Source organism: Vreelandella profundi (assembly GCF_019722725.1).
Taxonomy (GTDB): Bacteria; Pseudomonadota; Gammaproteobacteria; order Pseudomonadales; family Halomonadaceae; genus Vreelandella; species Vreelandella profundi.
Genome location: NZ_CP077941.1, coordinates 2,577,845 through 2,591,192, shown reverse-complemented (window position 1 = coordinate 2,591,192; position 13,348 = coordinate 2,577,845). Strand labels below are relative to the sequence as shown.

General features: G+C 52.4%; 9 protein-coding genes, 1 tRNA gene and 2 pseudogenes. 3 read left to right on the top strand and 9 right to left on the bottom strand.

Going from position 1 to position 13,348, the window contains the following annotated elements:
- Positions 1–45: 45 nt before the first annotated feature.
- Entirely contained in the window at positions 46–621 is a 576-nt protein-coding gene (locus tag KUO20_RS11870) for a hypothetical protein (protein ID WP_235040064.1), read from the bottom strand.
- Positions 622–804: 183 nt separating this feature from the next.
- Between KUO20_RS11870 and KUO20_RS11865 the strand changes: the two genes are divergently transcribed.
- A tRNA-Ile gene (locus KUO20_RS11865) sits at positions 805–881 on the top strand.
- A gap of 240 nt (positions 882–1,121) precedes the next feature.
- Here KUO20_RS11865 and istA read toward each other — a convergent pair.
- The 3 genes and pseudogenes from istA to KUO20_RS11850 all read right to left on the bottom strand — a co-directional run bounded on the left by istA (position 1,122) and on the right by KUO20_RS11850 (position 5,155).
- Positions 1,122–2,138 (bottom strand): annotated as a pseudogene (gene istA / locus KUO20_RS11860) (IS21 family transposase).
- 104 nt (positions 2,139–2,242) lie between these two features.
- Positions 2,243–3,658, bottom strand: a complete 1,416-nt coding sequence (locus KUO20_RS11855) for an aspartate ammonia-lyase (RefSeq protein ID WP_235040063.1) — start codon at positions 3,656–3,658, stop codon at positions 2,243–2,245.
- A gap of 24 nt (positions 3,659–3,682) precedes the next feature.
- Positions 3,683–5,155, bottom strand: coding sequence for a YfcC family protein (locus tag KUO20_RS11850; protein WP_235040062.1), 1,473 nt, complete (start codon positions 5,153–5,155; stop codon positions 3,683–3,685).
- A 269-nt stretch (positions 5,156–5,424) separates the two neighbouring features.
- On the opposite strand from KUO20_RS11850, the gene KUO20_RS11845 reads away from it, so the two are divergent.
- Complete coding sequence (locus KUO20_RS11845) at positions 5,425–6,390, top strand: LysR family transcriptional regulator (protein WP_235040061.1); 966 nt, start codon at positions 5,425–5,427, stop codon at positions 6,388–6,390.
- An 80-nt stretch (positions 6,391–6,470) separates the two neighbouring features.
- Here the strand turns inward: KUO20_RS11845 and KUO20_RS11840 are convergent.
- A pseudogene (locus tag KUO20_RS11840) lies at positions 6,471–6,712 on the bottom strand (integrase core domain-containing protein); the annotation flags it as partial.
- Between the two features lie 374 nt (positions 6,713–7,086).
- A complete protein-coding gene (locus KUO20_RS11835; protein WP_235040060.1) occupies positions 7,087–7,914 on the bottom strand; it encodes an ABC transporter ATP-binding protein in 828 nt (275 codons plus the stop codon).
- 281 nt (positions 7,915–8,195) lie between these two features.
- Here KUO20_RS11835 and KUO20_RS11830 point away from each other — a divergent pair, with 281 nt between their 5' ends.
- Positions 8,196–10,337: a TonB-dependent receptor gene (locus KUO20_RS11830; protein ID WP_235040059.1), complete on the top strand. Its 2,142-nt coding sequence runs from the start codon at positions 8,196–8,198 to the stop codon at positions 10,335–10,337.
- On the opposite strand, the gene KUO20_RS11825 is transcribed toward KUO20_RS11830, so the two are convergent.
- Genes KUO20_RS11825 through KUO20_RS11815 form a run of 3 tightly spaced genes read right to left on the bottom strand, consistent with a single transcriptional unit; the run spans position 10,334 to position 13,241 of the window.
- Entirely contained in the window at positions 10,334–11,317 is a 984-nt protein-coding gene (locus tag KUO20_RS11825; protein WP_235040058.1) for a FecCD family ABC transporter permease, read from the bottom strand. The genes KUO20_RS11830 and KUO20_RS11825 overlap by 4 nt on opposite strands.
- A complete protein-coding gene (locus tag KUO20_RS11820) occupies positions 11,314–12,318 on the bottom strand; it encodes a FecCD family ABC transporter permease (protein WP_235040057.1) in 1,005 nt (334 codons plus the stop codon). Before KUO20_RS11820 ends, KUO20_RS11825 begins: the two co-directional genes overlap by 4 nt.
- Positions 12,312–13,241 carry an ABC transporter substrate-binding protein gene (locus tag KUO20_RS11815; RefSeq protein WP_422823077.1) on the bottom strand — a complete coding sequence of 310 codons (930 nt, stop codon included), beginning with the start codon at positions 13,239–13,241 and terminating at the stop codon, positions 12,312–12,314. Before KUO20_RS11815 ends, KUO20_RS11820 begins: the two co-directional genes overlap by 7 nt.
- Positions 13,242–13,348: the final 107 nt, after the last annotated feature.

Here is a 13,348-nt window from a genome sequence, read left to right as displayed (position 1 = left end):
AAAATGGGGGGATTACCCTAAGGTCTTAAACGCTTAGTGTCATCGTTATCGATTCACTAACATCGCATTAAGCGTCACCGGCACGTTCTCATCAATTTCTTGGTAACCCAGCATCGACAGCACGGTACGCACCGTGCTGTTTTCCATTAGAACCTTACCATCGATGGCCATCGGTTCAGCGTGGGTAACGCGTATTTCATTTAGGCCTTCGCGGGTAAAGCGCAGCGGCACCGACTCCTGCTGATTAACCATATCGGATTCAACCCTAAACTCCAGGGTCTCAACCAGCGATTCGCCAATGTCCAAATTGTCTAGCTGCTCAGGGGGCATTTGCGCCACCAGCGTGACCAGCGTGGTGTTCGCCAGCAAACCAATCCAAGGCGGCAGTTCGCTAAAGCGCTCAAGTATATCGGTTTGGCTCAGCTTTAATGGCAGGCGCAGCGTGCCGTCGCTGGATATAGTGCCCTGTAGGTCGCGTACTTGATGGTTATGCGTTTGCGGCGCTGCGCCGTTTAGCTGGGTAATCGACGCCTGCACCTGAGACTGAGCGGGGTCAAGCTGCCAATCAGCGTGTACCGGCAGGACTAACAATAAAGGAACTAGAGCAATCAATGCTTTCACAGCGCGCCTCCGCATAAAAATTGTCCAAAATACTAAGAGCTACCCACAAAACGAAGAGCTGCTCAAATGATTAAACACTACCCAAAAGACCCTCCAAACCTTATAAAGTGCCACAGCAGCATGAAGATAGCGCAATGGGGCTAGCCTCAACCCGTCACATTCGCTATGATATGCACGCTTTTCGGGCCTATAGCTCAGTTGGTTAGAGCAGGGGACTCATAATCCCTTGGTCGTCCGTTCAAGTCGGACTGGGCCCACCATTTTTCAATGACTTACCCGCCTCAACGTCTTCCCTCGCTGTACCTTTTTCGTCAGTGTCTACAAAATGTCTACATCTTAAAATTTTGGCCCGTATGTGACGGCTTCCGTCAGGTGGTCAGGAGACGTATGCATAGCGCATAGTCTAATGGTCTAATGAAACCGGATACCCATTTAGGCGAGAATGCCCCATAAGATTGAGATGTAAGATGACCAAGCAAAGGCATACCTTTTCTCCAGAATTAAAACGCGAGGCTGTCGACCTCGTGTAATCCTCCCAGCAATCGGTCTGACGCGCTGAGAGGATGCTGGAAGCTCTCCCTCGGAACGGGTCGAGGCCGGCATTTGCTGAACGACTGGCTGTGGCCGTGACGATAATGGCATGGATTCAAAGTGTTCTTGATCCAACAGTATCTGAGGCTTTATACCGGTGGTGCCGTGGATGCGCTGATGCGCCACGCGCTCCAGCTTGGGGCCTATATGGGCGTTGGCTGTCTCACGTCCAGCCGCAGTCCGGCCTGGTTTAGAGTAGTGGCTAAAGACGTTATGAAGCCGTTATTAAAGTAGCCATTGAAGCGCTCAAATATGTCCTTCGTGCGGACTCGGTAAGGTCGACAGGCACGAGCGATAAAGCCGTAATCCTGAGATGTGGCCAATAATTGCGCATTCCAGCGATGGCGGCCTTCATCGTAGGTGTCGCGCTTGCCCATGATGGTCTTGCGTTGTCGAAGAGGATCTCCCTAGGGACGCTATCAAAGTACTTGCACACCTCTTCGATGCCACGTAGCCAGTCATCCTGACGTTCTTTGCTCGGAGAACCGGACATAGGTGACGCGGCTGCCCCTCCAGCGTGACAACGAAGGCTTTAATCTTGCACCGGTGACGGGACATGGTCGTAAAATCGACCTGCATCTGTTTGCTAGGCGGCGTTTCAAAGCGGATCACTGGATCAGATTCGACGGTTTTGAAGTCGGCAATGTAGTCCTTGATTTAGCTAATCCCGCCGATATACCTGCGGCCCTGAATCTCGCTTAACAGAACCGTTGCGGGAATCCAGTGCGGCTTTGCCGCAGCAGATAACCTTTGTCAGGATCTAGCTTAGTCGCTTTCTGCGCACGGTCTGGATGGCAGGGCACCGCGCCCAGATCTCGCAGATAGCGGCGCACGGTGTTGCTTCACATACCAAACTTCTGGGCGATGGCGCGAATACTCTGAGGATGTAATACATGAATTTCCGCAAGAGTCTCCTGAGTCAACATCGACCCCGCCCTGATCATGGTAATAGGCGGCCATTCTGCCTCAGGAGGGTCAGTTTTTAGTTGGCGCTCGTGGGTCAGTATAACTCCGGCGATGACATTACACATCAGACATGAAGTTTTCCTCGATAAAGTCCATGAAACAGCTCGGGACTGGTTAGTACTTTGGGATCTAGCAGTTCAGAAGCCTGCTCAAGTGACAGTAGGCCAGACTCTACGACCACCTGATGGATACTCTTACCATCTTGTTCCGCTTTCTTTGCAACGTCGGACGCGGTCTTATAGTCGAAGAGTGTCGCAATGACGGTGGAGAGTGCGAGTGAACTCTCAGCACTCTGAGCGCAGCTTTCCTGATTGGCGATGAGTTTTCCAAGACACTTCTCACTGAATAGCGGTAAGCACTCAATAAGGAGGCGGCTGGATTCAGAAAAGCAGTTGAGAATCAGTGACTCCCAAACGTTGAGTTCTAGCTCACCCTCACATGCACGGGTAATGCTAAGGTCATTGCCTAGAACACGGAAATAGACCTGAATAGCCATCTCCGGGATGACGGGATTAACTTTGCCGGGCATGATCGATGATCCCGGCTGGACCGCTGGCAGTTTGACCTCAGCGAGGCCGGATCGTGGGCCAGATCCCATTAACCGCAAGTCGGAGGCCAATTTATTTAGCAAACTTGCTGTTGTCTTAAGAGCGGCCGAGACAGAGATCCAGAAGTCGGCGTTCTGAAGGCCGTCAAAGAAGTTGGGCTCCGGCTGAAAGTTGATTCCGGTATTCTTCGATAGCGCTTGATAAAACGCTTCTTTATATCCAGGGAAAGTGCCAAATTCTGTACCGATGGCCGTCCCGCCCATCGGTAGCTCCAGACAGTGGCTACGTACTTCAGCCACGTGGCGTGCCGATCTTTCAAAGGCGGAGCGGTAGCCGCTGAACTGCTGGCCAAGGGTCAGAGGCAATGCATCCTGCAGACAGGTTCTTCCCAGCTTTACGACATCAGCGAATTCTACTTGCTTATGACCAAGGTCAGCGGCGAATCGTAAAAGAGCTTTTTCAAGATCGCCTAGCATCCTATGTGCCGTTATCTTCATGGCTGAAGGAATGACGTCATTGGTGGATTGGCACATGTTGATATGAGTATTCGGATGTACCGATTCGTAACCTTTTTTTCCTGTCAAAATCTCATTTGCACGGTTCGCAAGCACCTCATTGACATTCATATTTGTGGAGGTTCCACCACCACCTTGGTAGATGTCTAATGGAAACTGGACTACTTTGTGCGAGTGGATAAATTCATCAGCAGCCAGGACAATAGCGGAGAGTTGCTCATCACCTAATGCCGCTACACGGTGGTTCGCTATGGCCGCTGCCTTCTTGATTTGCAGTAAGCTATCTATATAGCTAGGGATGTCAGCGATAGTTGTCCCCGAGATCGAAAAATTTTCGAGAGCACGCTGAGTCTGGATGCCATAGTAGTACTTATCCTCAATTTGTCTGCTGCCCAACGCATCATGTTCAGTACGCATGAAGAATCTCCTTTTCCTGTAAGGTTAGAATGGGCCATAGCCAATCATTGAGGCGATTGACACCAGCATAATGGATGCAGCTAAGAGGATGAGGTACAGAGGGCCGAAGAATCTCAGCCACCTGAGGTATGGAATTCCTGCGACGGAAAGAATTGCGATCAAGGCGCCATTGGTTGGAAATATAAAATTGGACATCCCATCTCCGAGTTGTGAGGCTAGGATGGCTACCTGTCTATTGACATCCATAATGTCAGACAGTGGGATGATAATCGGCATGGTGATTGCAGCTTGCCCACTGCCAGATGGAATCAAAAAATTAATCGTCGTCTGTACAAGTAGGATGAGTGACGCCCCAGCTTGTCCGCTGACGCCACCAATGAGTCCGGCAAGATAATTGATGACGGTATCAATCACCTGTGCCTCTTCCATTACGTACAGGATGGAGCGTGCGAAAAATATCACCATTGCTGCAATCATCATCTCCGACATGCCGCGAGCAAACATATGGCAGATGCGGTTGGGACCAACTCCGTATGCTAAGCCGACGAAGATGGCTATGGCAATGAAGGTGGCTGACATCTGCGAGAAGGAGAACCCAAGATTGATGCTTCCATAGATTAGAAAAGCAAACATGCCCAGAAAAACTACCGCCGCTCTCTTCAATGCTGGCGACATGTTGGAGTTTAGGTTTTCAACTTTACCGAACTTGATGGGTAAATCGTGGACAATAGATTTAGTAGGATCGGATTTGATTTTTCTTGCATATAAGTAAATAAAAACAAGGCCAAACAGGGCTAGTGTCAGAAAGACGAACATGCGAAAAAATATGCCGGAATACAGCGGAAGTTCAGCGATATTTTGAGCAATAGCTGTAAAGAATGGGTTGGTCATCCCTGCGCCCAGCCCAGCACATGCGCCAATCAATACGACAGCCGTACCTACCATCACATCATAACCAAAACGCAAGTACAGCGGAACGATAAGAGGCACTAGCACAATGCTCAACTCATACATGCCGGTCAAGGATACTAGCGTTCCGAAAGAAAGGATTAGGGTCAGGGTCATCGGCAGGAAGTGTAGATGTTGCAGCTTTTCTGCGAGTGAGTTGATTGATGCTTCCAGCAAGCCGATATGTTTGATAACGCCGAAGGCCCCACCTACAAATAGCACCATGGCCATCAAGCCGCTTGCTTGCTTGAAACCCTCAAAGAAGGACTGAAAAAAGTCAGTAAATCCGATATAAGCCTTGTCGACAATCTGGAAAGATTCTGGGTCGATAAGCGTTCTACCATCTACGACTGTTCTTTCAAACACTCCGCTGGGAATGAAGTTGGCGGCAATACATACCAAGACTAAAATGATGGACAGCATCAAGAATGGATGCTGTTCCTTGTATTCGGTGTTCTCGCAACGGGATGGCTCCTCCTGGTGAGCGAAGGGTTGTTCCTGTCGGCCATTAGACTTTTCGAGATCATCGGATTTTCTTGAAAATCCCATTGATATTTATCCTTATTTTAAAGTGTGGCGTTTGTGATATAAGTGCAGGGAAGCCCCATTTCCACCTATGACAATTGGTCAGGGCAGGCTGACCTTTTCGGCAAGCAGATATGTTGCCTCGTCCAGTTGGGGTGGCCCGGATAGCACAGCGGTGCATTTATCGTGGCGGTTTAATAATGCCACTGGCAGGGGTGCACTATAATAAGAATGGAAATATCTTATCCCTAATATTAATATTTATAATACTAATATGTGACAGGTATGTTCTCATGCGCTATCAACTGCCATTCGATGCCAAAGTATTGGCGATCTACGTGGCCGTCGTTGAAACCCGCAGCATGTCGGATGCTGCCAAGAAGCTGGCAATGACTCAGTCCGCCATTTCACAGGCGGTCAAAATGCTCGAAACCGAGCTCGGAGTGACGCTACTCGACAGGAGCATGAGGCCTATGCACGTCACGGTCGCCGGCAATGCCGTCTATAGTAGCGCTAGTCGCTGGTTGTCTGAGATGACAGCACTGAGAAACCAGTTGTGTACTGCCAGCGCCAAGCAGATGCCTCTGCTGCGCTGCGGGCTGGTGGATTCGTTCGCGTCAACCGGTGGCCCTTCGTTGATCAAGAACATTGCGGACCGTGCCAAGAATCTTAGCGTGATTTCAGGTGTATCGCCGATTATGTGGGAGGGGATCAGAAATCGAGACCTCGACCTCGCCATCACTATGCCGCCACCGGCGCCCATGCCCGGTATATCTCAGTTACCGTTGCTGCAGGAAGCTTACGTACTGGCGCTGCCAAAAAGCTTCGATAAGAAATACCGGGAGCTGAAGACTCTGGTGCAGTCGCTGGCTTTTATCCGCTATTCCGGGCGCACACCCAGCGGTACAGAGGCAGAGAATTATCTGAAGTGGCTGCGACTGCAACCGGGTCCTGGGCTAGAGTTTGATACCGCCGATGCGGTTCTGTCGATGGTGGCCTCGGGGCTGGGCTGGACTATGACGACCCCCTTGTGCTTGTTGCAGGCCAAGAGCCATCTTGCCAGCGTAAAGTGCGAGCCGTTACCGGGGCCCCCTGTATATCGCCAACTCGTCATCATGTGCCGCACTGGTGAGCTGGGAAATCTACCGGAGGAGGTTGCAATAATCGCCAAGCGCATCCTCAGGGAGGAAGCTTTTCAGGAAGTCTCACAATATGCGTCTTGGTTGCGGATAGAGGATTTCCATTCTGAATACGGATAGTAAACACTCACCTTTAGTGGTCAAGTAAAACTGGCCACCGGTTTATAGTTAACCCGGTACTTTTCCTTTGCCTGGTTCGGTCACATTCCACCGTTATGCTGATGGGGACGAAGCTGGCTGTAATATCCGATTAAATAGCTCACGATATGATATTGGCCCTGCAAGAATGAGCGATACCCATGCGTAGGTATCCATTCAACCTTTAAGCTCCGAAAGAATCGCTCCATTGGCGCATTGTCTCAGCAATTTCCCCGCCGACTTAGGCTTTTTTTATCCGGCATTTCCATAGTGTCTGACGGAACTTCCGGCTTGTATAATGGCTGACCTAGTCGCTGTGAACCATAAGCGATTAACGGCCCAATATAACGAAGCTGAAGAATTCCGGTGGCTGGGACTTCTTTGATGAGCTGCTAGGGCGCATTCGAGATATAGGGCCGCGGAGAAGCGCTTCTAGCAAAAGGTTCGTGAATTGGTTGCTCTTAGCACAGACTATCAGGCTCGTGAACGTGAAACGACACAGTTCTTTGCCGAACAACTAGAGCAGTATTTAAAGCATAAGTGCTAGAAACCATGATAACTGTCGAGGCAGGCCCGCTGCGGCTGTCAACGCTCAAAACCTCTCGCTGATTCCTCTGCTTCAATACTCTTGGCTGTTTATTAGCAGGCATCAATGACGCTCTAATAGTTAGCTATCCACTATTGGATTGGCGCAAGTCCGCTGGCAGGTTGCTTGCGCGGTACGCACACCGGGCTGCCGCTTTCGGGGTCGTGGAGCACGCGTGCCTCTAGGTCAAATACGCGTTTTAGGTTTGCGGCGGTAAAGATCTCGCTGGGCGCGCCGCTGGTGACTATGCGGCCATCGCACATCATCACTAAATAGTCGGCGTAGGCGGCGGCCAGGTTTAGGTCGTGAAGCACTAATAACAGAGTGCGCCCATGTTCGTGGGCGAGGCGAGAAAGCAGCTCTAGAAGATCGACCTGCACCTTTAGATCAAGAAAGGTGGTGGGTTCATCGAGCAGAATTAAATCGGTTTTCTGCGCTAGCACCATGGCAATCCAGCAGCGTTGGCGCTGCCCACCAGAAAGCGCATCCACGTTGCGGTCGGCGAACTCGGTAACGTTGGTGTAGGCCATTGCCTCGCGAATGGCTTCGGCATCCTGCTTATTATCCTGGCGCCACAGCGTCTGATGGGGAAAACGCCCCATACCAACCAGCTGTTTAACGGTTAGTCCTTCAGGGGCGATGGGCCCTTGGGGAAGTATGCCAAGTCGTTTCGCCACGTCTCGCGTATTGCTGTGGTGAATGTCCTTACCATCTAAATACACGTGGCCGGCGCTGGGGGTAAGCGTTCGTGCAAGCGTTTTTAAAAGCGTCGATTTGCCACTGCCGTTAGGCCCTAGAAGCACCGTTAACTTGCCTTGCGCTATGGCGATATCCACGCCTTTTAATACGGGGCGAGTCTCGTAGCCAGCCGATAAGGCTTCGCCTGTTAATCGGGGCTGTGTATCTAAAGAGTGTGGCATAGGTATAGATGGGCTCATTGGATGGCCAAAGCAGGCAGCACCGTAAGACAAAATATTCTCATTTTCAATATTTAACATCAGGAATGAGCGGGTGCTTTCTGAGGAGTGCTGGTTTCTATAGCGTGCAGAATAATAAGCGCAAATAAGCGGATTTCAAAAAAGCGAACGCTTCGTTCCGGTTTAGTAGACCTGAATCCGTTTATATGCATAATACAATCATTATCATTCGTATATGTATTACGCTTTCCACTGATCGTTCACTCCAAAGGTACAAAAAGAACATGCGCATTAAGAATCGACTAGTGTTTTGGCCAACGGTAACACTCGCTGGTTTGGTCGCTGTAAGTCAGGCCCACGCGCAAAGTACGGCTGTAGCTGATTCACAAAGTAGCCGTGGTGGCTCGGATCAAACAATGGTCGTGACCGCCTCACGAACTAATGCGACGAAAGACGATTCACCGCAAACAGTGCGCATTATCACTAAAGAGGAAATTGATCAGCAGCTGCAGATTTCCAGCGATTCATCGCAAGTACTAAGCAACCTGCTGCCGTCCTATTCGCCTGCCCGCCAGAAGATGAGCGGCAGTGGTGAGACGCTACGCGGCCGCACGCCGCTGATTTTGATTGACGGTATTCCCCAGTCTAATCCGCTACGTCCCACAGGGCGTGAAGCGCATACCATCGATTTTTCCATGGTTGAGCAAATTGAAGTCATTCAAGGCGCCAACGCGACCAATGGCGTTGGGGCGGCGGGTGGCGTGATTAACCTGATTACCAAGCGCCCGGAACCAGGTTCCTACAACCAACATGCAGAGGTTAGGGTGACAACCCCTACCAGCGAGCTGGATAGCGACACGCTGAGCTATGAAACGAATTATGGCGTGAGTGGCAATACCGGCGATATCGATTATCTCTTCTCGGCGAGCGTCGAGAAGCAGGGGCTTTTCCTCGACGGTAGCGGTGATGCTGTCGGCGTCGATAACACGCAGGGCGATCTGATGGACTCTCGCTCCTATGACTTTTTAGGCAAGGTGGCCTACTGGATCGATGATAATCAGCGCCTGCAATTGACCCTGAATCATTTTGATATTGAAGGGCAAAATAATTACGTCAGCGTGACGGGTGACCGTGCTAACGGTGTGGTAACCACCTCTGAGCGTGGAACCCCAGAGGGCGATGTGCCTTATAACCGCGTGTGGACGACGGGGCTGAGTTACGATCACTACGATCTCGCTGGGATGCGCTTAAGTGCTCAGGTGTTCTACCAGGACTATGAGGCACTGTTTGGCGCGACCAACTCCGGGACCTTCCAAGACCCCGCTATTGCGCCAGTGGGTAGTTTTTATGATCAAACGTTGGCGACGACTAGCAAATTTGGTACCAAAGTATCGCTGACTAAGGATGATCTATTTAGCGACCGGCTCTCGCTGACCGGCGGCTTTGATACGCTGTTTGATGAAACGGAGCAGTACCTGTATCAATCTGACCGTACCTATGTGCCGTCGACAGAGTACACCGATCTTTCGCCTTTCATTCAAGCCGAGTTTAGGCCCATCGATTCGCTGCTTTTATCCGCTGGCGCCCGCTATGAATATGCCAAGCTAGATATCGGTGGCTACCAGACCGTTGCGGCTAACAATGGCGTTGAGGTCGAAGGTGGTGCCCCCAGCTTTAATGAAACGCTGTATAACGCCGGGGTTGTGTGGAAACCCGTTGATAACTGGAGCCTCTTCGCCAATTACTCCGAAGGGTTTGTGATCCCAGATGTAGGGCGTGCACTGCGTGGTATTTCGACACCCGGACAGTCGGTCAATAGCATTGATAACCTTCGCCCCATCGTCACCGATAATGTTGAGACCGGCGTACGTTTTGAGAACGGGCGCTTAGCGGCTGAGCTAAGCTATTACGAATCGTCCTCTGAGTTCGGCAGCCGCCTGACGGAAATCGATGATGTCTTCTTTTTGAGCCGCGAGGAAACCGAGATTAAAGGGCTAGAAGCCTCGGTGGATTATCAATTTACCGAGCAGCATTCCGGCCGCGTGGCCTACTCACGTATGGAAGGGCGTTTTGACAGTAATGAGGACGGTAGCCTAGATTCCAAACTGTCAGGGCTTGATGTGTCGCCGGATCGCCTGGTCGCCAGCTGGTCAGCGAATTGGACGGATGAACTCTCGACGTTTGTACAGGCAAACTATGCCTTTGATGAAACCTTTGACGAGGAAGATCGTGAGTTTGATGGCTATGTGCTAATGGATGCGGCGGTGGGATATAAACTGCCGGTCGGTCAGGTCAACGTGGGCGTGGCCAACCTGTTAGACGAGCAGTACGTCACCTACTATTCACAAAGCGCGCTGGTTAATGACGAACGCTATTTTGCAGGGCGCGGCAGAACCGTGACCTTCGGCTATCGTTTGGATTTCTAACGTTGTTGGCGGGTTCTATGCAATAGATAAACAAAGAAGGGCGCGCCGATACCTGCCACGAAAATACCTGCAGGTAGGTCTTTCGGTAAGAAGGCCACTCTGCCAAGCAAGTCGGCGTACAGTACGATCAGCGCGCCGACCAGCGCAGAGGCGGGCACTAGCCGTGCCATATTACGCCCCACCAGCCTCACCGCTAGGTGGGGCGCAATCAGACCTACAAAGCTTAAGCCACCGGCGAAGGCCACCGCGGCCCCGGCTAACGCCACGCTACAGGCCAGTAATATCATCCGGCTACGCAAAATAGGCACTCCCAGCCCTTCGGCAACGCTGTCACCCAGTGCCATGGCATCGGCATGACGCGCAAAGGCCAAGCAGATGGGCACCGACACTAAGAGCCACGGCAATATCCCCTCCACATCCTTCCACTGCGCGGCATACAGGCTGCCGGTTAGCCATACGTAGGCGGTCATGGCGGCAGCGTCATCGCTGATCACAATCAACAGCGTGGTACCCGCGCCAGTGGCTGCCGCCAGGCCGATACCGACCAGCACCATGCGCGATGGACTAATGCCGTTTTTCCAACTGAGGCTAATCACCAGCAGCGCTGATATAAGCGCGCCTAGCATGGCCGCGAAAGGTAGCCAGTGAATACTGACATGGGCGCTCAGTAACGCTAAAAAAAGCACTGCCGCTAGCGCCGCGCCGCTGGTAATACCAATCACATCGGGAGAGGCCAGCGGGTTACGCACAATGCTTTGCAGAATAGCCCCCGCCATCGCCTGGGCGGCACCAACGAGTATTGCCAACGCAATGCGGGGTAGCCTCAGTTCCCAAATGATAAAGGTAATGTCGCTATTTTGCGGCGCTGTTAGGGCACCTAGCACCTCTAACGGCGGCGTTGGAAAACTGCCTAAACATAGCGAAAGTCCGGCGCTAGCCGCTAGTAACAGGCTTAGCAAAAGCACAGTGGATTTAGTCATTGGCTAGTCATCTTGCGTCGCGCCAAATAAATAAAGAAGGGCGTGCCAATGAGGGCGGTCATCACACCCACCGGTACTTCTTGCGGCGGCATTAAAAACCGTGAAGCCACGTCGGCCAGCAGCAGCAAGCAAGCGCCGAGTAACGCGCAGCTGGGCAGCAGCCAGCGATGGTCAATGCCAAAGATGCCTCGCGCCATGTGGGGTACGATCAGGCCCACAAAACCAATCATGCCTGCCAATGCAACAGAGCTGCCCGCTAATACAATCACGATAAGTCCTAACAGCAGCTTGATCGTCGTCGCCTGCATGCCCAGCGCAGTGACCATGTCGTCGCCTAGCATTAATGCGTTTGCGTGGCGCACTAGCAGCGCGCTTAGCAGCATTGCAGCGCCGAAAAGAGGCAATAGCGGCGTGACCAGGGAAAGGTCGCGCCCGGACACCGACCCCGCCAGCCAGTAAAGGACGCTTTCAAAACTTTGCTGATCCATCACCAGCAGCCCTTGGCTGAACGAGACAAACATAGCGGTGACGGCTACGCCCGCTAACACAACGCGAAGGGGCGAAAGCTCGCCGTGACGGTCTCGGCTGAGAATGACCACGAGCGCTGCGGCGACAAGCGCGCCTAGCAGTGCGGCCCACACATAGTCAGCGGGTGTACGCAGCGGTAGGAAGGAAACCGCGACCACCACAAAAAACATGGCGCCTGCGTTGATGCCTAAAATGCCCGGTGATGCCAGCGGATTGCGCGTCATGGTCTGCATCAGCGCCCCCGCAATGGCTAAGCTGGCGCCGACCAGAGTGGCAATCACCGCGCGGGGTAAGCGCTCGTTGAATAAAATGATGTGATCGATTTGGGTGGGGTCATAGTGATGAACTGCGGCCGCTAATGATGCCAGCGGGATGTCGGTGGTGCCGAGCATCACGCTAGCGAAAAAGGCCGCAAGTGCCGTGAAGGCTGCCAGCAAAAGGCCCAGGCTTTTTGCAGTTCGGCTGTTCAGCATGTCGTTTGCTCCACGCTAGTGGCGGCAAGAGCGCGACAGGCTTGGCGGGGCAGCGGTTGCGTCAACCCATAATGGCTATACAGGTCGTCTAGCATGGCATTTGCCGCCAGTATGCCGCCGCCCATCATCCAGCTCACGGGCTCGGCTTCAAACACGCGCTGGTTTTGAACGGCGCTTAATTGTTGCCATAACGGGTGAGAAGCCCAGTGCCGGTAATTATTAGCAATGGCGGCATCGTCTGGCTCTAGCAGTACAAAGATGACGTCGGCATCCAGCGCCGGAATGTTTTCGGTGCTGGAAAGCTTCATACCCCAGCCCTGAGTTTGTAGCGTATCGGGTTGCTCAAAGCCCAGGTCATCTAAAATGGAGCCTGCAAAACCACTGGTATAAATGCGCACGTGGTCGCTCTTGAAGCGAATGACGGCCACCTTTTGCGGCCATTCATTGCCCATTTGAGCGGCTATCTGCTGGCGAAAATCGGCAACCCGAGCATCCCAGCGTTGCAGTAGCTCGCTTGCCTGCGCCTCTCGCCCGGTGGCATTGGCGATCATGGTAAGCGTCGCTCTGAAGTCGAATACCTTCGGCGCAGCCACCGTGGTGGCGATAGCGCTCAATAGCGGGGCTATGCGGGCATGGCGAAAATCGCTTGCAACCACTAAGTCAGGCGCCAGCCAGGCAATTTTTTCTAGATTGGGCTGAGTTTCTAAGCCTACGTGCTCTACGTCAGTAAGCGCGTCACGCAGGTAGCGGTACATGGGTTTTTCTAACCATGAATCGACCACGCCGACGGGTGTTATACCCAGGGCGACCGCACTATCGGTAGCGCCCTGATACAGCGTGACGATGCGCGCAGGCGCAGCGGGCTGCTCATCGCTAGCCCCGGCAATGGAATATGCCAGTGTTGCGCAGGCCGCCAGTAACACGCACCGTAATATTTTGCGGTAATGGCGGTGAGCGTTAAGGTTGAAGATCACTGTCAGGCCGGCGGAAATTAGAGAGCCGCGATGATGTCATGCAGTAAAAGTCAATG